The sequence below is a fragment of the Sneathiella sp. HT1-7 genome (assembly GCF_020731145.1).
Taxonomy (GTDB): domain Bacteria; phylum Pseudomonadota; class Alphaproteobacteria; order Sneathiellales; family Sneathiellaceae; genus Sneathiella.
The window spans coordinates 369,426-393,692 of the sequence record NZ_JAJFZN010000002.1; the positions used below are offsets into that span (position 1 = coordinate 369,426).

General features: G+C 49.2%; 26 protein-coding genes. 13 read left to right on the forward strand and 13 right to left on the reverse strand.

The annotated features are described in order from the left end of the window. The first annotated feature begins 63 nt into the window (after nt 1-63). Both LKE13_RS06930 and LKE13_RS06935 read left to right on the forward strand, forming a co-directional pair. On the forward strand, nt 64-1,239 hold the full coding sequence (locus LKE13_RS06930; RefSeq protein WP_227949583.1) for a M20 aminoacylase family protein: 1,176 nt from the start codon (nt 64-66) through the stop codon (nt 1,237-1,239). Between the two features lie 155 nt (nt 1,240-1,394). Next, on the forward strand, nt 1,395-2,249 hold the full coding sequence (locus LKE13_RS06935) for an MBL fold metallo-hydrolase (RefSeq protein WP_415776514.1): 855 nt from the start codon (nt 1,395-1,397) through the stop codon (nt 2,247-2,249). A gap of 10 nt (nt 2,250-2,259) precedes the next feature. On the opposite strand, the gene LKE13_RS06940 is transcribed toward LKE13_RS06935, so the two are convergent. Next, entirely contained in the window at nt 2,260-3,138 is an 879-nt protein-coding gene (locus LKE13_RS06940) for a LysR substrate-binding domain-containing protein (protein WP_227949587.1), read from the reverse strand. Between the two features lie 273 nt (nt 3,139-3,411). Between LKE13_RS06940 and LKE13_RS06945 the strand changes: the two genes are divergently transcribed. From LKE13_RS06945 to LKE13_RS06965, 5 genes are all read left to right on the forward strand, one after another. Then, complete coding sequence (locus LKE13_RS06945) at nt 3,412-3,966, forward strand: histidine phosphatase family protein (protein WP_227949589.1); 555 nt, start codon at nt 3,412-3,414, stop codon at nt 3,964-3,966. A gap of 69 nt (nt 3,967-4,035) precedes the next feature. Continuing rightward, nucleotides 4,036-4,491: a MarR family winged helix-turn-helix transcriptional regulator gene (locus tag LKE13_RS06950; protein WP_227949592.1), complete on the forward strand. Its 456-nt coding sequence runs from the start codon at nt 4,036-4,038 to the stop codon at nt 4,489-4,491. 65 nt (nt 4,492-4,556) lie between these two features. After that, nucleotides 4,557-4,988 carry an EamA family transporter gene (locus LKE13_RS06955; RefSeq protein WP_227949594.1) on the forward strand — a complete coding sequence of 144 codons (432 nt, stop codon included), beginning with the start codon at nt 4,557-4,559 and terminating at the stop codon, nt 4,986-4,988. Nucleotides 4,989-5,091: 103 nt separating this feature from the next. Beyond that, entirely contained in the window at nt 5,092-5,646 is a 555-nt protein-coding gene (locus tag LKE13_RS06960) for a paraquat-inducible protein A (RefSeq protein WP_227949596.1), read from the forward strand. Nucleotides 5,647-5,746: 100 nt separating this feature from the next. Further along, nucleotides 5,747-6,529: a class I SAM-dependent methyltransferase gene (locus LKE13_RS06965; RefSeq protein WP_227949598.1), complete on the forward strand. Its 783-nt coding sequence runs from the start codon at nt 5,747-5,749 to the stop codon at nt 6,527-6,529. Between the two features lie 29 nt (nt 6,530-6,558). Here the strand turns inward: LKE13_RS06965 and LKE13_RS06970 are convergent, their stop codons facing one another. From LKE13_RS06970 to LKE13_RS06980, 3 genes are all read right to left on the reverse strand, one after another. Beyond that, nucleotides 6,559-7,737 carry a vWA domain-containing protein gene (locus LKE13_RS06970; RefSeq protein ID WP_227949601.1) on the reverse strand — a complete coding sequence of 393 codons (1,179 nt, stop codon included), beginning with the start codon at nt 7,735-7,737 and terminating at the stop codon, nt 6,559-6,561. 12 nt (nt 7,738-7,749) lie between these two features. After that, nucleotides 7,750-8,595 carry an AAA family ATPase gene (locus LKE13_RS06975; protein WP_227949603.1) on the reverse strand — a complete coding sequence of 282 codons (846 nt, stop codon included), beginning with the start codon at nt 8,593-8,595 and terminating at the stop codon, nt 7,750-7,752. Nucleotides 8,596-8,727: 132 nt separating this feature from the next. After that, nucleotides 8,728-9,366 carry a carbonic anhydrase gene (locus LKE13_RS06980; protein ID WP_227949605.1) on the reverse strand — a complete coding sequence of 213 codons (639 nt, stop codon included), beginning with the start codon at nt 9,364-9,366 and terminating at the stop codon, nt 8,728-8,730. A gap of 197 nt (nt 9,367-9,563) precedes the next feature. Here LKE13_RS06980 and LKE13_RS06985 point away from each other — a divergent pair, with 197 nt between their 5' ends. Then, a complete protein-coding gene (locus LKE13_RS06985; protein ID WP_227949607.1) occupies nt 9,564-10,802 on the forward strand; it encodes an MFS transporter in 1,239 nt (412 codons plus the stop codon). A gap of 229 nt (nt 10,803-11,031) precedes the next feature. Beyond that, nucleotides 11,032-11,937 carry an RNA polymerase factor sigma-32 gene (locus LKE13_RS06990; RefSeq protein ID WP_227949609.1) on the forward strand — a complete coding sequence of 302 codons (906 nt, stop codon included), beginning with the start codon at nt 11,032-11,034 and terminating at the stop codon, nt 11,935-11,937. Here the strand turns inward: LKE13_RS06990 and LKE13_RS06995 are convergent. Then, complete coding sequence (locus tag LKE13_RS06995) at nt 11,934-12,626, reverse strand: SOS response-associated peptidase (protein ID WP_227949611.1); 693 nt, start codon at nt 12,624-12,626, stop codon at nt 11,934-11,936. The genes LKE13_RS06990 and LKE13_RS06995 overlap by 4 nt on opposite strands. Nucleotides 12,627-12,939: 313 nt before the next feature. Beyond that, on the reverse strand, nt 12,940-13,689 hold the full coding sequence (locus tag LKE13_RS07000) for a cytochrome c biogenesis CcdA family protein (RefSeq protein ID WP_227949613.1): 750 nt from the start codon (nt 13,687-13,689) through the stop codon (nt 12,940-12,942). Nucleotides 13,690-13,833: 144 nt separating this feature from the next. Between LKE13_RS07000 and LKE13_RS07005 the strand changes: the two genes are divergently transcribed. After that, the gene (locus LKE13_RS07005) at nt 13,834-14,829 is read left to right on the forward strand and encodes an NADPH:quinone oxidoreductase family protein (protein ID WP_227949615.1); all 996 of its coding nucleotides are present in this window, start codon (nt 13,834-13,836) and stop codon (nt 14,827-14,829) included. Nucleotides 14,830-14,908: 79 nt separating this feature from the next. Here the strand turns inward: LKE13_RS07005 and LKE13_RS07010 are convergent, their stop codons facing one another. Beyond that, complete coding sequence (locus LKE13_RS07010) at nt 14,909-15,229, reverse strand: ArsR/SmtB family transcription factor (RefSeq protein WP_227949618.1); 321 nt, start codon at nt 15,227-15,229, stop codon at nt 14,909-14,911. 678 nt (nt 15,230-15,907) lie between these two features. On the opposite strand from LKE13_RS07010, the gene LKE13_RS07015 reads away from it, so the two are divergent. Continuing rightward, nucleotides 15,908-16,627, forward strand: coding sequence for a cell wall hydrolase (locus LKE13_RS07015; RefSeq protein ID WP_227949621.1), 720 nt, complete (start codon nt 15,908-15,910; stop codon nt 16,625-16,627). Here the strand turns inward: LKE13_RS07015 and LKE13_RS07020 are convergent. Both LKE13_RS07020 and LKE13_RS07025 read right to left on the reverse strand, forming a co-directional pair. Next, complete coding sequence (locus LKE13_RS07020) at nt 16,606-17,505, reverse strand: DMT family transporter (RefSeq protein ID WP_227949623.1); 900 nt, start codon at nt 17,503-17,505, stop codon at nt 16,606-16,608. The two genes, LKE13_RS07015 and LKE13_RS07020, sit on opposite strands and share 22 nt — an antisense overlap. Before the next feature lie 20 nt (nt 17,506-17,525). Continuing rightward, nucleotides 17,526-18,548: an SDR family oxidoreductase gene (locus LKE13_RS07025; protein WP_227949625.1), complete on the reverse strand. Its 1,023-nt coding sequence runs from the start codon at nt 18,546-18,548 to the stop codon at nt 17,526-17,528. A gap of 141 nt (nt 18,549-18,689) precedes the next feature. Between LKE13_RS07025 and LKE13_RS07030 the strand changes: the two genes are divergently transcribed. After that, the gene (locus tag LKE13_RS07030; RefSeq protein WP_227949627.1) at nt 18,690-19,385 is read left to right on the forward strand and encodes a 2OG-Fe(II) oxygenase; all 696 of its coding nucleotides are present in this window, start codon (nt 18,690-18,692) and stop codon (nt 19,383-19,385) included. A gap of 148 nt (nt 19,386-19,533) precedes the next feature. Next, on the forward strand, nt 19,534-20,490 hold the full coding sequence (locus LKE13_RS07035; protein WP_227949630.1) for a GlxA family transcriptional regulator: 957 nt from the start codon (nt 19,534-19,536) through the stop codon (nt 20,488-20,490). On the opposite strand, the gene LKE13_RS07040 is transcribed toward LKE13_RS07035, so the two are convergent. The 4 genes from LKE13_RS07040 to LKE13_RS07055 form a co-directional block, all read right to left on the reverse strand. Then, nucleotides 20,487-21,323 carry a hypothetical protein gene (locus tag LKE13_RS07040; RefSeq protein WP_227949632.1) on the reverse strand — a complete coding sequence of 279 codons (837 nt, stop codon included), beginning with the start codon at nt 21,321-21,323 and terminating at the stop codon, nt 20,487-20,489. The two genes, LKE13_RS07035 and LKE13_RS07040, sit on opposite strands and share 4 nt — an antisense overlap. Nucleotides 21,324-21,337: 14 nt before the next feature. After that, complete coding sequence (locus LKE13_RS07045; RefSeq protein ID WP_227949635.1) at nt 21,338-22,003, reverse strand: class I SAM-dependent methyltransferase; 666 nt, start codon at nt 22,001-22,003, stop codon at nt 21,338-21,340. Between the two features lie 110 nt (nt 22,004-22,113). Next, nucleotides 22,114-22,965, reverse strand: coding sequence for a glycosyltransferase family 2 protein (locus LKE13_RS07050; RefSeq protein WP_227949637.1), 852 nt, complete (start codon nt 22,963-22,965; stop codon nt 22,114-22,116). Nucleotides 22,966-23,010: 45 nt separating this feature from the next. After that, nucleotides 23,011-24,174, reverse strand: a complete 1,164-nt coding sequence (locus tag LKE13_RS07055) for a hypothetical protein (protein ID WP_227949638.1) — start codon at nt 24,172-24,174, stop codon at nt 23,011-23,013. Nucleotides 24,175-24,267: the final 93 nt, after the last annotated feature.

Here is a 24,267-nt window from a genome sequence, read left to right on the forward strand (position 1 = left end):
AGGCAGTTTATATGTGATAGTGTTTTTTGCAAACACCGCGCATTAGGCATAAGGAAAATAACAATGAAGATACTTCCTGAAATCAATGAGATGCATGCAGAGCTTACAGAATGGCGCCATAAAATCCACAAGCATCCGGAAACAGCTTTTGAGGAATACAAGACGTCTGATTTTGTTGCCGAAAAACTGGAAAGCTTTGGCATTGAGGTGCATCGTGGATTGGCAAAGACAGGCGTTGTCGGGACGTTGACGCAGGGAAGTGGTAATCGGGCAATTGGTCTGAGGGCGGATATGGATGCTCTTGATCTGCAGGAACTGAATGAGTTTGAGCACCGGTCACAGATTGATGGCAAAATGCATGGCTGTGGTCATGATGGCCATACAGTTATGTTGCTGGGGGCAGCAAAATATCTTGCGCAATCCAAAAATTTTGATGGCACCGTCCGCTTCATTTTTCAGCCGGCGGAGGAAAATGTCGCAGGCGGTCGGGTAATGATCAGCGATGGTCTCTTCGATATGTTCCCTGTGGATAGCGTTTATGGCATGCATAATATGCCGGGGCATGAAGTGGGGAGCTTTGCAGTTTGTAAAGGCCCGATTATGGCGTCCGCGGACTTCTTCGAAGCTCGTATTATCGGTAACGGCGGGCATGGTGCGTTTCCGCATCTGGCGACGGACCCCGTCGTCATCGCCTCTGAGATTGTGTTGGCCTGGCAGAATATTGTCAGCCGGAATGTTGACCCGCTTCAGTCCGCTGTCGTAACTGTTGCCCAGATCAATGGTGGACATACGGGGAATGTTATTCCTGCGGATGTGGTCCTGAAAGGGACGACCCGCGCGTTTGACCCGGATGTCCAGGATATGATTGAAAACCGGATGCGGCAGATCGCTGTCGGAATTGCTGAAGCTCATGGTGCCAAAGCAGAGTTTAACTATGACCGCCGCTATGCGCCGACGATCAACACCTCGGATGAAACCGATGAGGCTATTGCCGCCGCTGTCGAACTTGTGGGGGATGCCGGGGTCAATAAGAATGTAACTCCGGTTATGGGCGCAGAAGATTTTTCATGGATGCTGCGGGAGCGTCCGGGCTGTTACCTCATGATTGCCAATGGATCGGGGGAAGGAAGCTGCCATGTGCATAACCCGAATTACGATTTCAACGATGAAATCCTGCCACTGGGTGCGAGTTACTGGGCCCGGCTGACGGAACGGATTCTTACCCAGGACGCAACTTAGCCGCAACAATGTTTAAGTTTCGCAGGATTCTAACCACTTTTTCGTGATCACGGTTACAAAAGCATGGAAAACTTGGTGGAATTCATCGTTCGGTAAGATCACATTAGTTATCATCGATGTTATATAATTTGGGATTGATGCAAACTTTAATGAGTATGAATGTGACATTTTGGGGCGTTCGGGGTTCAATCGCAACACCGTCGCCTGATCATATGAAATATGGCGGAAACACCTCCTGTGTGGAGGTGAACGTTAATGATCGCACAATCATTCTTGATGCTGGTACAGGGGTTCGACTGCTTGGCGAATGCCTGATGCGCCGAAACTTAAAAGACTACCTCTTCCTGCAATCACACACCCATTGGGACCATATCAATGGCTTTCCCTTTTTCTGTCCGATCTATCGTGATGACGTCAATATCAAGGTCATGGCGGGGCATTTAAGCCAGTTGGGAGGCATCAAGAAGGTTCTTTCTTCGCAAATGTGCCAACCGACGTTTCCCGTGCCTTTTAGCGAACTTGCCGCGAATTTGAGTTTTGAGGACTTCAAAGCGGGCGATTCCTTCTCTTTGGGGGATGGCATTTTCATTCGAACCGCGCCAATGAAGCATCCAGATGGCGGCACGGGATATCGGATCGAATTTGAAGACAAATCGATTTGCTACATTACCGACACTGAGCATGTAATCGGCCATCCCGATCAGGACATCCTTGATCTTATCGAGGGTGCGGATCTGGTTATTTATGATTCCACCTATACAGATGAGGAGTATCCGCAGTTTAAGGGCTGGGGACATTCGACCTGGCAGGAAGGGGTACGCTTGTGTAAGGCCGCGCATGTTGGGCAATTGGCAATATTCCATCATGATCCAACCCATGATGATACATTCATGGATCAGGTTGCCAAGGACGCCTATAACGCTTGGCCAAATGCCTTTGTCGCTCGCGAGGGGATGAAGGTAGAAATCAAGACTGAAAGCTATTCGAATAAAATCTCCGTCGCGCGGTGATTGATTGAGGCTATGGATTGTCAGTACTGATAGTCGACTCAAAGAAAGAGGCAATCAGGCGGGATTGGCGTTCTTCTTTCAAGCAAGTAATATATGTCGCTTCTTTAAAGCGCTCATCTTCTATCTCAATCCCATGAATACGTTTGTCCCAGCGGATATCTGCATCGGTATAAAACGCGACTCCAAGACTATTTGCCACGGCTTCTCGCCCGATCTCCCTACTTTGTAGCATTAGTGTCTGTTTGACGCCAAAGTTGAAGTATGTTGACCAATGCCCTCGTAATTTTCCTGTGGCTTCCAGTTCGGAAGGGGGGATGATTATCGGATCTGTCAGCTCTTTGAGCTCTTTCAGGGTTACCGTTTGCTTCTGTGACCAAGCATGATCTTTTGATACAGCGAGTTTCAGGGGCGTTTCATCGATTTTTTGCGTAAACAGTCGGTTATCTTCTGGCGGCAAATGTTGAATGGCGATATCGGCTCGAAAATCTGTAATTTCTTTCTCTATTTGCGAGGGCGGAAAGCTCAAAAAGGAAAGACGGATTTTCGGATATTTTGAATGAAAAACGGAAAGAAACGGTAAGGCCTGAAGGGAGGAGGGGGCGATAACGTTCAGGTTTCCAGCCTCCATAGTGTCTAGAGAGGTAAGGAGTGTGTGTGCCTCTGCTTCCAGATTGAAGATCCGTTTGGACAGCTTCAACAGCATTTTGCCTGACGATGTGATCTCCGTCTTCCGCCCGTGCCGCTGGAATAACTTCGTGTTGTAGTTCTGCTCCAGCGCCTGAACCTGAAGTGTGACGGCCGGTTGTGTGAGACCCAGCATTTTCGCGGCGGAAGAAAATCCACCTGTTTCGGCCACGGCGTGAAACGCTTTCAGCTGTGCATGGTTCATCGTCGCAGTCCCGGTCTACATCATGATTTGGTTTTCCACATTTAGGCCTCTCACTGGAGTATTGAACAAGTATAACTGACGATTAAGTTATGTGTTAACACTTGTCAATTGAAATAATAATTCTTAATACAATAATACAGGGTGTTTTTAGGTGTGGTTTTCACAGTTGGCTGACATCTTGCCTTCGCATTTCTCGTTTATGATGTAGTTTTTTGCTTTCCAATCAAACGAGTCTATAACGTTGGTGCCGTTTTGCTACAATAAGGAGTGGATGTGAGTACAATAGTATATTTAGTTCGTCATGGCGAGGCTGCCGGATCTTGGGATCAAGCCTTAGATCCAGGTTTGAGTGAAAAAGGAGTTCTTCAAGCTCAGGAAATGGCCGCACGGCTACATGGGGAGATTGCACCTGTAAATTTGTACAGCAGCCCTCTTAACCGCACTCAGGAGACGGCATCCCCGCTCGCGGACTTATGGCAGGAGGGGGCGATTATCACCCCTGAACTCTCTGAGGTCCCCTCTGCAGGCTTGGATCTTGGAAATAGGCGTGCTTGGCTGACAAACGTGCTGGAAGGAAAGTGGTCGCAGCAGTCGGAGCATTTGCAGGGATGGCGGTCGACTATTCTCGATTTCACCCGAAATCAGACTAAAGATGCGGTTTTTGTTACCCATTTCGTTGTTATTAATGCGATTGTTGGTGCCATTGAAGAAAGTGATGATGTGGTTGTATTTCGTCCTAATCATTGCTCGATCACCAAAATTCAGCTTTCCGGTGATACGATGAGCCTCATTGAAAAAGGTCAGGAAGCTGATACAGTTGTAAAGTGACCGCCATTTGCGGTTCGGCAGCTTGATCCTGATTTAACAGATATAGAAATGTTGGCCGATATGACGAATATGAAATCGTTAAAGCCTCGGGTGGAGAATGATCGACCTATTGACGACTATGTGGTTCAGGATCAGATCGGGCATCTGCTGCGCCGGGCGCATCAGCGCGCGAGTTCTATATTCCAATCTTATATGGGGCATGTGCAAATCACCCCAACACAATTTGCGGCGCTCACCAAGCTGAGAGATGAGGGGGAGTTGTCGCAAAATCACCTGGGTCGTTTGACCGCGATGGACCCGGCGACAATTCAGGGGGTGACCCGTCGCCTGATCGACCGCGGCCTTGTTCAGATACGACCGGATGAAACGGATCGCCGTCGCATGCTTCTGCGGCTGACGGAGGCTGGACTTGAACTGACGGAGGATATCATTCCTTATGGTTTTGATATTACGGACGACACGCTCGAACCTCTCACGGAGGATGAGCAGGAACTCTTTCTGGCTTTGCTTAAAAAAATTAGCTGACGCTACCTCTAGGTCAATAATACGGTAGACTACCTTGGTAGCAAAACCGGAGGTGAAAAGACGCTATGAATTATTCCGGATACTGGCAATTTTGGGCATTGTTGGCCGCCGTTTTTGCGGCATTGACAGCCATATTGGCCAAAGTCGGGGTGAGTGAAGTCAATCCCAATTTTGCGACCTTCTTACGAACGGTTGTTGTTGTTGTGGCGTTGGCCTTGCTTCTTTTGTTTACCGGTGAGTTTCAGCCTGTTGGCGAAATACCCAACAAATCATTGATATTTTTAACCCTTTCTGGCCTTGCGACCGGGGCATCCTGGCTTTGCTATTTTCGGGCCCTTCAAATTGGCAAGGCATCTCAGGTTGCGCCTGTCGATAAATTAAGTGTCGTTTTCGTCGCCATAATTGCGGCATTGTTTCTCGGTGAAAATCTCTCAGCACCCGCGTGGCTCGGTGTTGGCCTGATCGCCAGCGGCGCAATTCTAATCTCAGTCAACTAAAAGCAGCCGGACAACATGTACCCCAGTTCAAATTTTGATTTCTCGCCTTCATTCCAAATAGGTATAAGCAAATCTCAAATATCTGGAAAAAAGAGGGTGTGGCATGCATTGGGTGGTTGAACGGATACTGGTAGGGCGGCCGGACCGGCAGACAATTGCAAAGTATGCAAAAAATGGGGATCGCTATCTTGGGATTATCTTGCTCATCTCCGCAGCGCTACTCGGGCTTGCGATTACACAACCGATAATGACAAGCGACGGGTTTGCCGGTCTAAATGGAAGTTTCTCGCTATTAAGCGGAATGGCCGCACTTCTCAAGAGTGGGCAGGGAGGGATTGCCTTGTTGATTGCAGTTCTTGCCATTTTGCTGCCCGTCGTCCTTCTTTCAACGGCGTTCGAGCTTTGGTACAAGTATGAACTGACGGACAATAAATTCCTCCGCAAGGCAGGATTGCTTCGCCAGCTTGGCAGGCTCTGGTTTTGTAGCCTCTTTGTTATTGGTGCGATGATCTATCTTGCTTCGCGTGCTGATACCGGCCTTGTTCTGCATGCGGCGGTTTACTACCTCATCATCTCTTTGGCGATGCAAAAGTTGGTTGCTTCCCGTCTTCAACCGCTGATGAATGCCGTTAAGTTTGTCGAAGAAGAGGAAGACTAAAAGAAAATTAAGAATTTTCTCCGATACTTTCACAACCTGCCATATTTGCGGCCAGAAAGTTTCGTAAACTAGTCTTTTTAAAGTGTAGGAATGTCCGTTGTTGCGTTTCGTATTTACCAAGACCGCCCGCTACCCCGGGCTTGAGGTTGAGCATAATCAGTTTCGACGAAGCTTAAGGACCCTCTTCGTTAATTTAAAATATCGTGGGATCGGCCGGACAATTCTAGGTCTCCTGGCGATTGCCTGTGCGAAAGCCAATATCCCTTATTTGCAAGATTATCGGTTTTACCGGCAGAATATACGTGAAAGCGGTCTCGATACCGACGGTATTGTCGAACTGGATGATTTGGATATACCTGAAGAGTTGCGATCTTCTGCCAGCCGGTACGAGGCGGCATCAGATTACGAATTCCGCGATGTCCTCGAAAAGCTTCATATCGATTGCTCTGCCTATAACTTTGTCGATTACGGCTCAGGCAAGGGGGCGATCTTGGCAGCGGCTGCGCGCTACCCTTTCCAGTCTGTAACAGGCATAGAACTGAGTGGCGACCTACATCAGGTTGCCCTTCAGAATATTGAGGAAATGAAACAACGGGATATGGTCCGTGCGGGTGCCCTGACCTCGATCCATGGCGATGCCGCCGGCTATACTTTGCCGCCGGTACCTCATGTCATTTATGTTTTCAATGCCTTCGGCCCGGAAGTCCTGCGGGGAGTACTTGATCGCATTTCAGTTGATCTTGCGGATGTGCGGGAGCCTATATACTTCCTCTACAATAACCCGATGCATCATAAGCTGCTGGAAATAAGCCCGGAATTTGACAAGCTATCCAACGCGTTTGGCGGAAAATGGATGGTGTTCGCCCGTCCGGCACGTTACTAGATTGCTGGAATTAACCGGTTAAAATTTGTTTACCGGCTTAATTCCTTCATTGCACTTTCAAGACCACCAATGGTGAGCGGATACATCCGGTCTGTCATCAGTTGCTTCATCATCTGAACTGACGGGGTGTAATCCCAGTATTTTTCCGGCACCGGATTTAGCCAGACGGCCTTGTGATAGATGTTCAGCATTCGCTCCATCCAGGCCTGACCAGCTTCTTCATTCCAATGCTCAACACTGCCACCCGCATAGGCGATTTCATATGGGCTCATGGTTGCATCCCCGACAATGATCAGCTTGTAATCAGCGGGGTAAGTATGCAGCACATCCCATGTCGGCATGAACGATGTGTGGCGGCGGCTGTTTTCCTTCCATAGCTTTTCATAGACGCAGTTATGAAAATAATAGAATTCAAGATGTTTGAATTCGGTGCGCGCTGCCGAGAATAGCTCCTCACAAGCCTTGATGTGATCGTCCATTGATCCGCCGATATCAAACAGGATCAGGACCTTGACGGTGTTATGACGCTCGGGCCGCATTTTAAGATCCAGAAAACCAGCGTTTCGCGCTGTCGACCGGATTGTATCGTCAAGATCCAGTTCCTCTGCCGCTCCTTCGCGGGCGAACTGACGTAGTCGCTTCATGGCGACCTTGATGTTCCGGGTGCCAAGTTCGACGTTATCGTCGAGGTTTTTGTACTCGCGCTTGTCCCAGACCTTCACTGCCTTGCGGTTCCGGCTTTCTTTCTGGCCGATGCGTACCCCTTCGGGATTATAGCCATAGGCACCGAAAGGAGACTTTCCGGCGGTACCGATCCATTTGTTGCCGCCCTGATGACGTTTTTCCTGCTCTTTCAGACGTTCCTGAAGTGTCTCCATAAGCTTTTCCCAGCCGCCCATGGCTTCGACCTCAGCCTTTTCCTCGTCGGTGAGGGAAAGCTCCGCCAGCTTCTTGAGCCATTCTTCCGGAATCTCAACTTCCGCCCCATCGGATATGAACTCGATACCGTTAAAGCAATGGCCGAATACCTGATCGAACTTGTCGAGATTCTTCTCATCCTTTACCAGTGTCGCCCGGGCGAGATAGTAAAAATCATTCACCGAATATTCGGCGCAGCCGGCTTTGAGGGCCTCGATCAGGGTCAGGTATTCCCGTAAAGTCACGGGGACCGAGGCTTCTTTCAGGGTGAAGAAGAATTTCGTGAACATGCCCGTTCCGCCCTATCTCTGTTCGCGGCGGGAAAGGAAGGCGAGCCGTTCAAAGAGATGCACGTCCTGCTCATTTTTAAGGAGTGCACCGTGAAGCGGAGGAATGAGCTTCGATGGATCTTTCGAGCGTAGCACTTCTTCCGGCAGCTCTTCGCTCATCAATAACTTCAGCCAGTCGAGCAATTCGCTGGTTGATGGCTTTTTCTTGAGGCCCGGCGTTTCCCGGACATCAAAAAAGATCTTGAGTGCGTCCCGCACTAACTCCTGTTTTGCATCGGGATGATGAACATCAACGATTCTTTCCATCGTTTCTTGATCAGGAAAGCTGATGTAGTGGAAGAAACAGCGGCGCAAGAAGGCGTCCGGCAGCTCCTTTTCATTATTCGAGGTGATGATTACCAGCGGCCGATGTTCCGCCTTGATCGTCTGCTGTGTTTCGTAGACGAAAAACTCCATCCGATCGAGTTCCTGCAGCAAATCGTTCGGAAATTCGATATCCGCTTTATCTATCTCATCGATCAGCAGGATCGGGCTTTCGTCGGCAGTAAAAGCCTCCCACATCTTGCCGGGGCGGATGTAATTGGAAATGTCATGTACCTTGTCATCACCAAGCTGTGAATCGCGCAGGCGCGAGACAGCGTCATACTCATAGAGGCCCTGCTGCGCCTTGGTGGTGGACTTGATGTTCCATTCAATAAACTGCTTGCCGAGTGCTTTCGCCACTTCCTGAGCCAGCACGGTCTTACCGGTGCCGGGCTCCCCCTTGATCAAAAGGGGACGCTGCAGGGTCATGGCGGCGTTGACGGCGATCATCAGATCTTCCGTTGCAACATATGTATCAGTACCTTTAAATTTCATGCCGTGTTCTCGATTTCTTTTTCTTAATTCTATTGATTGCTATGGCGCTATTGATTGGAAAATAAGCCCCGCAGGCGTTTTGATCAAGCTATTTGACAGATTGTCATTATTAACTAGCGTCAAAATACCATCCTACTTGAGGACTGAGGGAAAGTCTTCTCCATGAGTTACCTTGTTGCCGGCCTCACAATGGAGGAGATCTTTCAATAGGCCATTCTTCACTGAATAAATGATGCCATGGACAGCAAATTTTTGCCCATTGTCCCATGCGTCTTGAACGATTGTCGTCGCGCAGACATTCTGGACTTGCTCGATGACATTCAACTCGCAAAGGAGATCGTTCTTCTCGTCCTGATTTGGTGCCACATCAATCAGGTCCTTATATATGCGAGCAGTCGTCCGGATGTGCCTCAGCCAGTTGTCGATCATGCCGTTTTTGTGAGAGGACATCGCCGCAGCGATACCACCGCAGCCGTAATGACCACAGACAATCACATGTCTGACTTTCAAGACCTCGATGGCGTATTGCAGCACAGATAGGCAATTGAGATCTGACGGTACAACAATATTTGCAATATTGCGGTGAACAAACACCTCGCCTGGCGGTAAATCCATAATTTGGTTTGCGGGGACGCGGCTATCTGAACATCCAATCCAGAGATGTTCCGGGGTTTGTTGATGGGCGAGGCGGGAGAAAAAGTCGGGGTCCGACGCGGTTGTACTCGCCGCCCAGGCCTTATTCTTCTCAAACACTTTCTTGAATTCTTCCATCAATCCGATCCTTGTATAATGACTATCGGCGATTCGTGCACCATGACCCGCGCAAAGGCGACTATTTAACATATATTCTGGTCTGGGGAACTCTTTATTGAATTATCGTTGGGAGCAGAATTTCGGCTAAATGATTTGACAAACTACCCGTTTGGGCGGAGCGTTAGGGAAATTAAGAATAATAGTTAGAAATCTGTATGCCTCCGGAACCAAGACCTCCCGCAGTTAAAAGACGCGCACTCTATATCTTTCTCGTAGTTTCGGTGCTGTTTGGTCTGGGGCAATTTCACCGCTATTCCGGTGGGGTAGTCATGCTTCCCTTGGCTAACGACCTCGGGATAGCTGTTGAAAGCCTTGGTATTGCGGCGGCGGCGCTGTTTTTTGCTTCCGCTCTTGTCCAGGTACCGACCGGCATGGCTCTTGATCGTTTCGGACCACGTATCATTATTCCCAGCATCACAATATTGGGTGTCGTCGGGTCATTTATGCTGGCTTCCGCGACAGATCTTAATGAAGTGCTGATCTCGCGCATCCTGATTGGTGTTGGTTATTCGGCTATCATGATGTCGTCTTATGTTTTGTTCGCAAAGTGGTTCCCACCGACGAAGTTTGCGACTATGGCCTCCTGGCTGCTGGCGGCGTCCAGTATTGGGGGTGTAATGTCATCTGGTCCATTGGCCTATATTATCGAGCATTACGGATGGCGCGCACCGTTCGTTGTCATTGCGGTTATTACCCTGATGATGTTGTTGATCGGCATTTATATTATTCGGGACGTGCCTCCCGGATATCAGTATGACCGTGCGACGCCGGGAACTATGGGACAGAGTGTTCGAGGTTATGGCGAAGTTTTACTGCATCCGAAATTCTTCAATCTTCTGGCCATGGGGTTTGTCGCTTACGGTCCGGCAGTTGCCGTGCTTGGAATGTGGGGCGGACCATATCTAGAGAGTACTTACGGGCTGGACGGATTTGAACGTGGGCAGATTTTGCTTTTGATGACAATCGTTGTGCCGATCGGTGCCCTGTTTTTTGGACCGCTGGATCGATACTTCAGTAGCCGTAAGAAAATCGTCATTACGGCTGTTTTGACGGAACTGGTGGCCTTTAGTATTCTCGGCTTGGTCGACCATCTGCCGCTATGGGCGGTGACGTGTCTTTTTGTCTATATCGCGTTCGTGCAGCAATATTATGTCGTACTGGCGGCACATTGCCGAAATTCTTTTCCAGACCATCTCGTCGGGCGCGCTAATTCGACGCTTAACCTGATCAGTATTACCGGCGTTGGTTTTATGCAGTCGCTTTTTGGCTGGATTCTTTCTGCATATGGGGCAAATGGATACGAGCTTTCCTTCCTGTTTGTTGCAGGCTTGCTGGTTGCCGCACTGATAATTTATGCAGGATCTTTGGAAAACTCGATCGGCCAGCAGAGTTGATTTCGGACCTTAAAGATGCGCGACCCTCTTAGCGCTCTGTCATTATTCCAACACAGTTTTTCTCTATAAGACCAAGACAGAACACGTATATGTGGCTGATCACAATTTCGTCAGTGAACTCGCAAAGATATTGCAAATCCGGTCAAAAAACCTTAAATTAGAACCGTTATAATGTGCGCCTAGTTCCACCGCGTCGACATTCGGCTTTACTTAGTGGGAGGAAGATCACATGAACAAGCAAGAGACAGCAACTACGCAAAACCGTAATCGCGCCTTCGTCTCGGCTGCGATGTCTATCCCGCTGCTCTCGCGGGAGAGAGAATTCGAACTGGCTTATCTCTGGCGGCAAAAAGGAGATGAGAAGGCGTTGCACGAGCTTGTATCTGCTTATATGCGCCTGGTTGTATCAATGGCATCCAAGTTTCGGAATTACGGCCTCTCGATGAGCGATCTGGTTCAGGAAGGGAATATCGGCCTGATGCAGGCTGCTTTCAAGTTTGAGCCGGAGCGGGAAATCCGCTTTTCTACATACGCGAGTTGGTGGATCAAGTCGGCGATGCAGGACTATGTTCTCAGAAACTGGTCAATTGTACGCTCAGGCACCAGCGCGTCCCAAAAATCCCTGTTTTTCAATCTGCGATGGTTGCGGGCGAAAATTCAGACAATGGACGATACGGCCTTCTCGTCGGATACATTGATCGAAATTTCCGAAAAGCTGAAGATTGGATTGAAGGACGTCGAAAAAATGGCACATCGGTTGTCAAGCCGTGACCAGTCCCTCAACGCCCCGATTGGTGAGGACGGAGATGGCAGCATTGAAGACTTCCTGGAGGACACAAATCCGACACCGGAAGAAAACACCATGCGTAATATCGATGGCGCGGTCCGCTCAAAATGGCTTGAGTCGGCACTTCGGGAATTGACGGATCGTGAGCAGATCATCATTCGCGAACGGCGTCTTCAGGACGACAAAACCACACTTGAAGTGCTGGGCGGTCGTCTTGGTATTACGAAGGAGCGGGTGCGTCAGATTGAGCATAAGGCGTTTGAAAAGCTCCAGAGCTCCGTCGTCCGGATCAGCCGGGAGGCAAGCCGTAACCCGGAGCTAGTCTCCGGTCGTCAAAGCCACTCCTAAAGCAAGCGCGCCTGCGTCGGTGGTGGGTCGTGAGGTTTGAGCAAGTCTGCATCATCGTTTCGCACATTGCCGACCCGGTTGGAGACTTTGTAAAAGCTCATCCTGTCGGCATCGAAAGACGTCAGCAATTCAGCTCCCGCCTCACATCTGAGCCAGGCATCATATTCCGACGGGTCGAGAATGACTGGCATGCGTGGATGTATGAAGGTAATGCTGGTGCTCGCGGTTGTTGTCAGAATCGTACAGCTTTCAACTATTTCACCCTCAGGTGATGTCCAGCTTTCCCAGAGTCCGGCAAACGCAATGATCGGCATATCTTCCACGCTGATGAACCAGGGTTGCTTTGTGCCTTTAGATAGTTTTTCCCATTCATAAAACCCGTTCGCTGGTATCAGGCAGCGACGGCTTTTGTAGGCATCGCGATAGGAAGGTTTCTCCGCGACTGTCTCGCTTCTGGCATTGATCATCTTGGCGGCAAACTCGGTGGATTTTGCCCAGGACGGGATTAATCCCCAATGCGCAGGGAAATAATGATGTCTTTCTTTCGTCTTTTCACCAGATATCCGGATGGCAGCGATATTGGTTGTTGGAGCAATGTTATAGCGCGCGGGGAGATTGGGCCGTTCAGGAAAAGCGAATACCCGCCGTATTGCTTCAATCGGACTAGTTAAACTGAACCGGCCGCACATCAAACCCACCGCAATAAGATTGTAACTTTTCGTATCTTTGTGATCATCGATACAAACTCCCACGTTTTCAGCGGTTTATCCAGCATTTCCATTACTCGATACTTGATACGGCTGCTCTCGCTGTATATGTGCTCGCATAACAAAGATTACTTAATAAAAATGAGTAAATCTGCCATGTGACAGGCTGTTGAAGGCAGCTGTCCATATTAGGGATAGTAAAGATGTCGGATGAAGTTAAAGCAACCTGGTTTATCGCCATTATGGTCGTTGGTATATTGGGATTGGCATCAGTTTTTGGCTAGATAAAATGCGCTTAGCCGAGAGTGGCAAGGCCCGGAAAGGTTTCCAGAAACCAATAGGCCAGTATCTGGAACTGCCCAGTAAATATCAGCAAACCGGTGGCAATAAGAATTAGACCAGTTCCCATTTCGACCAATTTGAAATAGCGCTTGAACTTCCGCATGAAGACAAGGAAGTGGTTGATTGCCAAAGCGGCAATCATGAAGGGAATACCCAGTCCAAGGGAATATACCCCAAGCAGACTAACCCCATAACCAAGTGAGCTTTCGCTCGCAGCGATTGCGAGGATCGTACCCAACATAGGCCCGATACAGGGGGTCCATCCAAAGCCGAAAGCAAGGCCAATAACATAGGCGCCGAACCAGCTTTGCGGCTTTTCAAGATCATTAAACCGAGCCTCCCGATAAAGCAGGGGAATACGAACCAAGCCAGTCATATGTATACCGAACAAGATGATCACGCCACCGGCAATCTTGGACAATAGCTCCAGATGCTCGATAAGCAGCCGATTGATATAGGAGGCGGATGCGCCGAGCAGGACAAACACTGTTGAAAAGCCAAGAACGAATATGACTGCCGTTGCAACAACCTGCCAGTTGATTCCCTTGATGCTGTCGTCCTGACCCGGCTCCGCAAGCTCTTCCAGACTGGTTCCAGCAACAAGGCAGAGGTAGGCGGGCACAAGCGGCAGGACGCAGGGGCTCAGGAAGCTGATGAGACCGCCTCCGGCCGCCGCCAGATATGATATCTCCAAACCTGCCATTCCACTTAACCTCGTTCCATCCGGGACAGCGCCACAGTTACCTCTTTTGCCAGTCACGATCCAGTCACAAGATCGTAAATTAAACTGGATATCAATTGGCAGAATAAGGTAGCAATAAGAGGTCTAGAATAAAAAGAACATATAATGACCAACAAATTTGCCACCGCGACGATATGCCACGACCTTAGCGGCCCCGATGGGGTGAGGCTCGAACCTCAACAGTTGGAACCACTTGCACCGGGGCAGCTGCGTATCCGCTTAAAGGCAGCTGCACTCAATTTTCCGGATCTTTTGATGACATACGGTAAATATCAGTTCAAGCCGGAGCTTCCCTTTACTCTCGGCATGGAGGCGGTGGGAGTTGTTGAGGAAACGACGGATCCCGATGGGCAATATCAAATTGGTGATGCCGTTCTATACAAGAGCAAAACCGGGGCGTTTGCAGCTTATGCCACGGTCGAGGCTTCCCAAATAGAACCAATGCCAAAGCACCTTTCCTATGCCGAGGCAGCAGCCTTCTCGGTGACCTTCCTGACGGCATATGTCTCCCTTATTGAGCGAGGACGATTGAAAGCGGGGGAGGTATTGCTGGTGTTGGGCGCTGGCGGCGGGGTCGGTCAGGCGACCGTTGCTTTGGGTAAGGCGCTCGGGGCAACTGTTATAGCAGCCGCAAGTTCCGAGGATAAACTTAAGGTCGCAAAAGAGAGCGGTGCCGATCATCTTATCAATTATCACGACCACTCCTTTCCGGACCGGGTGAATGAAATCACGGACGGTAAGGGTGCCGATGTTATTCTCGATCCCGTGGGCGGCACTTTTTTTGAGAAGAGCCTGGATTGTATCGCCTGGTCTGGCCGATTGCTGGTGGCGGGGTTCGCCGGTGGGGAATTCGGTGTTTTAAAGACTGACTTGACGGCAGCCAAAGGTTGTTCCGTTATTGGTGTGCGCGCTGGAGAGTTCGGCCGTCGAGACCCGGCGGCGGGAGCGCGCGTAAACATTGGCCTTAGAAAAATTGCCGAGGCAGAGAATTTACGGCCTATTATTGGAAGAACCTGGGCTCTGGCAGAGATATCAGACGCATTGCGCGCGATGGAACGGCGGGATGTGACAGGCAAGCAGGTCGTCCTGATCGAAGATTAGGGCCACCAATTAAATTATTTAAATTGAGAAAATACGGGGGCCAAGTGGATGGCCACCCGTTATTATTGTCCGCTAAAGCTTAAGCAACTTCTGCAAGCTTGGAGGAATCGTCGACAAAAATACCTTCCAGCAAACGAAGGACATCGACAATGTTTTCGTCCTGCAGGGAATAGTATATCGTCTGAGCCTCGCGCCGTGTCTTTACAACTTCTTCCTTACGAAGACGGGCGAGGTGCTGTGAAAGGGCCGACTGGCTTAATCCAACAATTTTCTCAAGCTCGCCGACGGAACGTTCCGATTCGACCAGATTGCACAAAATCATGAGGCGATGTTTGTTGGAGATTGCCTTTAGAAACCGGCTGGCGTCATGCGCCTTATCTTGGAGAGAAGTGATATTCATCAATAAAACCATATACTTTGTTATTGTAATTGAAAATTCTGATAAGCTGATATAACAGCTAGATTGATTGATGCAAGGAAAACAATATGAAACAACAAAAAAAACTTGTGAAACTCTAATTTATGAGCAGCGCGCTCAAATTATAGGCAGGTAATGCACAGATTTTGTTGCGTTTTTCGGAGTTTTTTGTGTTTTGGCGTGGCTAGGTATTTTAAGATTCTATGCTCTCTTCGACTTGTCGCAGGCCGGTCAGTTACAAATTCTTGTATATTACGTTATTCTCTGATACCTAATCAGCCGCTCGGATAAAGTAGGGTTCTGGTGAATCATTCGGGCTGTTAATCTGTCGCAGCGTCCTTGATGCGACGTCTCGGCATATACCCCATTTGGGGGATAGGATCAGGGGTAAGTGAACCTATTCGCCAAAATATGTCGGATATTTTTCTAACTAATTGATTTGTAAAACTAAATCAGAGTTTCGGCGAATGCTTACAGAGGTGCTTGGTAAGATTTTATTAACCATCAATCGTTTGCATTGGTTAATAGAAGGTAAAATAAACTGAGGCTTATCCCATATTAGGGGGATGAGGATAGGCGCAGTGAGTTGATAAAGTTCTGACAAGGTTGAGATGGCGTTAAGTGCAGCATTACAAATTATACTAAAATGGAAAACTGGCAATGCAGAGCCCCTTGAGCAAAATAGTTTCGATGATGAACGCAAAGTCGCATGAATTTGGTATGTTCCTTGGCGCCATGAGCATTCTGGGCGCCATGGTGATCGGCTTCAGCCTGCTTCTTCAAATCGGGGCATCGGCCAAGCCGATTGAGAATGTTGCCTTCTCCGGTGCTGTTAAGCATGCCAACCTTGCACGATTGGACAAGAAGTTTGCGGAGTTACCTGCTCTTCCGAGAGCATTTGGCGCGCTTTCCAATCTGGATATGCCCAACGGCGACAAGCTTGATGACTCTCTGGCGTCCGTTGATCTTTTCGGCCGGGCCTTTACGCAGGAAGAAATGTGCATCGCGCAGGCAGTCTATTTTGAAGCGAGGAGTGAGCCACTTGTCGGACAGGTGGCAATTGCCGAAGTTATTCTCAATCGGATTGTTGATTCACGATATCCGGATTCGGCCTGTAACGTCGTTTTCCAGAACCAGCATTTGCGAAATAGGTGCCAGTTCTCCTTTGCCTGTGACGGGCAGCCGGACCGACCCAAGAACGCGTCAGCTTGGGAGAAGTCCCTTAAAGTCGTTGCCCTTGTCATGAAAGGCGAGCGGAGTGGCGTCGCAAAGCGCGCCACTCACTACCATGCCTCCTATGTCTCCCCAAGATGGAGTGCGCATCTGAGCAAACTTGGTCAGGTCGGCAGTCACATTTTCTATCGCGAAGAAACAATATAGCCTGCATCGGGTATCGTTCGGCTTTTGCGGTAGGCAATAGCTGTATGGATGACCAGCGTCGTAATAACGATGGTTCCCCCGAGAATGGTTTCTGGCCGTGGCACTTCAGCTAAAACAAGCCAAACCCAGAACGGCCCCAGTATACTTTCCATCAGCATCAGTAGGCTGACCTCTGGTGCGGAGATATAGCGCGGACCAATTGTGATCAGGCCGAATGCGCTGGGGAGGACGACCAGTCCAAGAATACAAAGATAGGTGAAATCAAGGCCAGTAATCGCGAGCGGTGCACTGAAGGGCAGGGCAATTAGGGCGGTAAACAGTCCGGATATTCCGAGTGAGGGGACCATATCGATGTTTTTGGCATGGCGCACTGTCGTTATCTGACCGGCAATCATAAAGGCGCAGACGAGGGCATAAATATCACCGTGCCGACTGCCCCCTCCGACGCTTCCCAAGAAGATCAGACTGATGCCGCCGATGCAGATGCCAATTGCGACCCAGGTGAAGAGCGGAATTGTCTCTTTGAGGATGAGCCAGGAGAAAAGGGCGGCAAACAACGGGGCAGTGGAAATAATGACCAGTGCGTTTGCGGCGCTGGTGTGTGTGAGGGCAAGGACAAAGAAACAGGTGCTAAATGTAAAAAGCAGTGCGGCAATCACACCGCGCCTACCCATCGCCTTAATGAGACCGATTGTGGTGCTACCCCGGCGCAGCAGGTAAAAGCCGAATATTCCAATTGCAAATAGCAGCCCGCGCCAGAAAAGGATTGTCGCGCTGTCCGCACCGATAAGACGCACCAGTAACCCGTCCGGTGTGAGGAGAAGTACGCCAGCCGCCGTAATCAGAATGCCGTACAGGTGAGGGGATTTTTCCTTCATTACTCACTTTTCTTTATAAGTCAGACGATTTTATGGGCGATCATGCTGTCGGCAGTCTCGGTGATTGATTGCACCATGGACATTGGTGTCCAGCCGAAATGCTGACGCACTTGAGATGTATCAAACTTTGTTGCGGGGCCGAGCCGGGTGACGACAAGGCGGAAGGTCGGGCTAAACAGTGCGAGGAAATGCACCAGCCAATCCGGAACTGAGCGCTGAGGGATTTTATACCCTTGCGCCACAAGGTGCGATTGAAGCAGACGGGCTATTTCCCGAAATGATAGGGATTCGGCAACGCAGATGTAGCGGTTGCCCGGTGCATCGGGATGTGTCAGGGCTGTTACATGGGCTCCCGCGACATCCCGGACATCCACAAGGCTGAAGCCAATGTTGGGTAGGCCGGGCACTTCGCGCGCCATCAGCCGTCGCACCACCTCATGCGAGGCACTGGTGTCCGCGTCAATCATGGGGCCCAACACAAAGCCCGGATTGATAACGGCGAATTCCGGCCTCTCTCCGTCGGGCAGCGCCTGTATCAAATCCCATGCAGATTGCTCCGCAATTGTCTTGCTTTTCTGGTAGGCGCCGATGTCCTTTGTGGTATCGCTCCAGTAAGTTTCATTGAGTGTCTTGGATTTATCATGGCCACCGGACACCGCCGCGATGGAGGATGTCATCACGATCCGCTTAACGCCCGCATCGACGGCCGCGCGAATGGCCCGTAGGGCTCCATCCCGCGCTGGCACAATAAGCTCGTTTTCATCCTTTGGTGTTTCGGCTGGGAGGGGGGAGGCCATATGTAACAGATAGTCCGCACCTGTCATTGCTTCTGTCCATCCGGAATCGTTACTGAGGTCGACTTGGATAAAGCTCAAATTCGTTACATTGCAATATTTGACGAGTGACTTTACCAATCCATCTACACGGTCCATATTCCGTATCGTACCGCGCACCGAGTATCCTTGGTCGAGTAGATATCGGATAGTGTGAAGCGCGATAAAACCGGACGCTCCGGTGACCGTAACGAGGCCTTTGTCGTTCATCTGGATCTCCATAAATATATTCGCCTTAATTATAGGGAAACTTTCATTTCCGCGTCGCATTAAAATGAACGTCGATTTCTGGGAAGACAGTATGCTGAAAAATAGGAGACTGGAAATCCCGCAACGTGACAGGAGAACCGGATGAAACGTGATGGCGCCGATTTGCAGAACCTGGGTCAGAAGATTGATCAGAATGGCTATGCGATGATTACAAATCTGCTGACGCCGGCGCAATGCGCCTCCCTGATTGCAGATTTTGAAGATGAGACACTTTATCGAAGTCATATAGTGATGCAGCAACATGGTTATGGTCAGGGAGATTATAAATATTTCGCCTATCCGCTGCCTGATCTGGTCGCCAATTTGCGTGAGGTGCTTTATCCACCGCTTGCGCATATCGCTAATGATTGGGCCGTGCGTCTATCAAATGGGGAGAGATACCCCGATAAGCTTGGCGATTATACAGCGCGCTGCCATGCCGCGGGTCAGATGAGGCCAACCCCATTGATTTTAAAGTATAATGCGGGCGATTATAATCGGCTGCATCAGGACCTATATGGCGAGCATCTTTTCCCATTGCAGGTGGCCATACTACTGAGCGATCCAGACACTGATTTTTCAGGCGGGGAATTTATTCTCTCCGAACAACGTGCGCGTCAGCAATCGCGGGCGAGAGTTGTTCCCTTGCGCAAGGGGGATGCAGTTATCTTCGCCGTTAATCAGCGACCGATACAGGGAAAAACCGGATCTGTGCGCGTTACTATGCGCCATGGGGTGAGTGATGTCTTGAGCGGACAGCGCTACACGCTTGGTATTATTTTTCACGACGCCAAATAAACTTTTGCGCCGTTATCCGGGTGATGTGTCTCCGTTGATTTCGCTTTGCGATGTGTATTCTTTGAATTACTGTCCTGTAAGCGGCATGAGACTGGCGGTCTTCTGCCCAGAGTTGCTATGGTTGTTTGGGAGGCGCCAGAGGCAGTATATGACAGAAAAAGCCAAAAAATTTGGGTTTCTCCTGACCGAACAATCGAGCATGATTTGTTTCAGTAGCGCCATAGAACCATTACGATCCGCAAATCGGATGAGCGGTCGCCATCTTTATGACTGGAATATCCTCACGCCCAACGGTCAACGCGTCGAGGCCAGCAACGGGATCAGCATTCTTCCTGACATGATGCTCGCGGATGCCGCGGATCTAGATATTCTTTTTGTTTGCGGCGGGATCGGTACGGACAAAATCAAGGATGAGCATCTCCTTGCGGAGCTACGCCGCATTGTACATCATGGCACCGAGATCGGCGCGCTCAGCACTGGCGCCTTTATACTGGCCGCTGCCGGGCTCCTGAATGGCTATCGCTGCACTATTCATTGGGAGGGCGCGATCAGCCTGAAAGAGAGCTATCCGGAAGTCATTTTTACAGGCAGCATTTTTGAGATAGACCGTAGCCGTTATACCTGCGCGGGCGGTACTTCCGCCATTGATCTTCTACTGCATATTATCGGGAAGGAACATGGGGATAAGCTCGCCTATGATATCTCCCTGCAGTTCATGCATGATCGAATTAGAAGCCATAGCGACAAGCAGCAGGTGGTGAGAAAACTCCAGCTCGCCGCCAAGTCACAGAAACTGCTGACAATCGTTGAAATCATGGAGCAGAATATTGAAGAGCCTTTATCGCCGGATGAACTGGCGGCGAAGGTCAGCATCTCGATCAGGCAGGTGGAACGATTGTTCCGGCAGCATACCGGCCGATCTCCGGCGCGATATTATATGGAAATGCGCCTTGAGCATGCTCGCCTTTTACTGCTGCAGACCAGCATGTCGATTACGGAGATTTATATCGCCTCCGGCTTCTCCACCCATTCGCATTTCGCCAAAAGTTACCGCGAATACTACGGCGTTAGCCCCAGCCGCGAACGCAAGCCGGTGTATAATTAGGAATTGCCTGTTTTCGACCGCCTTTTTTCTAAAAAACGACGTAGGCGATGACGCATTTTATGGCGTTTGAAGGGATTGGCTTTTGAAGGTTTTCCCGTCCAGGCGAGGTCAAAAAGATATTCCTGCGCCCAGTCGTCCCCCTCGTCAAATGCTCTAGTCCTGTTGTCGGAAATGAGCAATGCCCTTTGGTTGCCGCTTCGAAAGGTCGCGCTTTCTGGCCAATTTTCAACCGGCCAGCAAGTGCCGTTTCGGTCCACAATATAAGGCAGTTTCCCCATTTTCTGGACCTGCCGCGTAATGCCTTTATGCCCGGATTCCATATGTCGGGCATCATCCTTCGTCTTAATCTCGAAAAATTCGAGGTGCCGCATGATATCCGCCGCAATAATAAATCCGTTTGTACGGATGTGGGGATTGGGAAAAGGCGGGTCGTCGGCCCCTGTGCTTTCCCAACTGCCGGTCGCACCGACAATTCCGGCATCCTGATTGTTGATAAAGCAATTATAGAGATGGGTGAGCCAGTTATCGGACTGGATTTCACTGAAGGAATTCAGAAAGCAGAAATATTCATAATCGAGCTTTTGACTGACGTCGAAATAGGGACCAAGATCAAGGCCGCCATCACCCGGAAAATCATGCGCAACAAACGCTGTGTCGGCTAACAGTTCCATATAGGGGGCTTTTTCCTTCTCCTCAAAATCCTTAAAAATCAGGACGAGATCGTGGCAGAGAGGTTCGTGATGCGCTTTGTAGGAGGAGAGGAAGTTCCTAAAAGGCGTCATGCCATTTGATTTGCGAACCAAATGCACAACAGCAATGGAAGAACCTGCCATCTCCTATGTTATTTCTATGAGAAAAGCTTGGAAATTTTCTTCCGCAAGCCTGTTTTCGGGCCGTTCACTGCAAGATAGCGAAAGACGGAAATGCCAAAACGCGAATCAAAATTGGCAAGCATTTCGAAATCCGGGTCTTTCTGCAGTTCATTGAACACGCGCACACAATCCGGAACCGCGCCGGTATCATGAAACACGAAAATGCAGCCTTTCTTGACGACTTCCTTGGCAAGTTCAATATCTTGCATCAGGCCTTTATAGCTATGATCCCCGTCGATAAAGGTAAAATCAAATTGTCCCTGATAGGGAAGCAATGCTTTGCGTGCCTCTTTCGAGTGAGAATCCATAATCAGCTCAAGAACAATATTCGTATTCACGGACTTCTTGATACGATCCCAATGTTTGAAATTGGGATGCTGTCCAATGTCAAGGACGACTGTTTTTTCAATATCATAGTAATCGCGCAGGAACTTCGTCTGGCCGCCAGAAGCTACTCCGATATCCAATGCGAACTTTGATGGGGGCAATTCGGTCGCCATAAAGTGAACGAAATTAGAATACTCATCAGGATCCTGTTGCAGATAGAGCCCGTCCTCTACGACTGGAAAATGAAAAAATTCTTCATTGTCTGAACCAGCAGCAATAACTGCTTCTTTGATTTGGTCGCGTGAAATATCCACTTTAGTCGTCCGTTTGGTTGAAGAGCTGAAATGCTCAAAATACTCGCTTTTTCTCTATAAACAATCGCCGGGTTCTTTGCAATCAATCAGCTTTCTTTTTGCACTCAAAGTCATGGTTTACGAAGCTTTAGTGCGATCCGCAAGATACGGGTGAATTTCTCGGTTTTCGAGCTTGTATATCTCAGTAGATAAAAGGTCATGGCAATTTTTGCCAAGGCTGAAGCATTGGAGCTTTGGTAACTGCGCTGGCATATATGATAAAAATCTTTTGCCAACCGAATTTGTTCTTTAGGCATTTTGGGCCGGTAACGGTTGTTGGAAATGCCTGTTTCTCGCTGGAAAAACCGTGTCTCACCCGATGCACCAACTCGATTTCGGGAGACGGTAGGAAACAGGATCAGGTGATCCCAGCCCCAGACATGCGGAAAATTCTCAACGACGTCATTTATGGCATCCAGTGCCACCTGCCGGCGGAACAGGCCATACATCCAACCTGGATGCGATAATTTCAGCATTGTAAGAGAACTAGAAAAGGACTTAACGCCTTTTGCTCTTTCGATATTAATATCTACCGGTTTTTCTTCGCTGTCTTTTACCTTGACGACATTTGCCACAGCGAGATCGATGCCACTGTCAGCATCCAGCAATTGCCCCAGCGCTTCGAGATAGTTATCGTCCGACCAATCATCGTAGGATCGCCACATAAAATAGTCGCCACTGGCTTGCTGCAGGACGAACTGAAAGTTCGGGATTGGACCGATATTCTCCGGCTGCTGGAAGATCTTTATTCGACTGTCGCGCGCGGCATAGTCCTGAACTATCCCGAATGTATCGTCGGTGGAATTATTATCCGAAATGATAATTTCGAAATCTGTGTGCGTTTGACGCAACAGGCTGTCCAAGGACTGCCGGATATGTTTCTCGGCATTATAGAGCGGCATGCCAATTGAAATCAGGGACAATTTATCACCTGTACATTTTTCGTTTGCACCAGTTTGAGGCTCGGATCATGTTTGGTTGTCTTCCATTTCAACTGCGTAATATTCCTCGGCGTAACCCTGTTCCATCCAGTAGGGATGCCGGTGCAGGCGTTTGAAATTTCCGACCATGTTAATGAGGTCCGGCACGCAATATTGTTTTATTTTTCCTTTGTGCGTTTTCTGTGCTTCCTGATTAATGGACAAGAAATACCGGCCTTTTGAGTTGATGAATCGAAGATATTCTATGGACTCAGTCATGTTGATCTCAGGCAGGGAATCCATGTTGATTGCAAGGTCGATTGTCCCTGGCAGGTTTCTTTTCTGTGTGGAGGGATAGATTTTAATTCCTCCGACCGGGTCTTCACCCATCAGAGAAATATTCTCTTCACCAATAGTTGCAGCAAGGAATGCGGCTTGAATGGCAGTTACATAGGGGATATCGATAATTGTATAGTTTCGAAAGCCTTGCAGAAATGCGTAGCGCGCCACATTGCCGAAACCGCCACCGATCTCAAGAATAGCGTCGTCTGAGTTGAAGCCAAGTTGTTTTACCCTATACATAACATAGGCGTGACGGGCCGAATCCGGACTAATTTGGTAACGCCCGATCTTGGCTGCAGGCGACCTTCCAACGTTTGGTACCTCTATCGAATGCCCGAGTGTTTCTTCAATCTTTTCAATGTGTTCTTCCAGATCAGCATTCGTTGATTCGATGTAATCATCGAGGGACGTCTGCTGATTTGACGAGAGGGGTTTGATGGCAAGCGCTTCCCCGAGAGCCTGAACCGCATCACGACATCTCAAAGAAAAGTATTGCCGGTCATATGGACTTTTTTTTGTTAAGAAAATATCCGTATGGCCCATTCCGAACAATAGTGGGCCATGGAAAAGATTGGAAAAGGACGTTCTGAGAAACTCAAAATCCTTGTTCCGCAGGGCTTGAATGAAATCCGCGTTGCTAGCTGTCAGTTCAGTCCATATATCTTCTTGTTCACTGGCTTCGTCGGCAAGCTTGAAAGCATTGCAAATTCTTTCTAAAACGGGGTCTTGGAAGGGGTAGCTATTTTTTCCAAAATACGTGGGTAGACCCGGAGTATCAAAGAACAACCGAGTAAGTGTTGGAAACCGCATCGTGCGGACATTCCGGTGCAGCGCAATGCGCCTGTTTAATTTCTGTATCCGTTTGTTCACGAGACCGCCGTAAAGAAAATAATCCTATTCATGACCACAAATATTTTTGCAGTTGCTTGTTTCTATCAAGAAACAGTTTAGTTCGATAGTCCT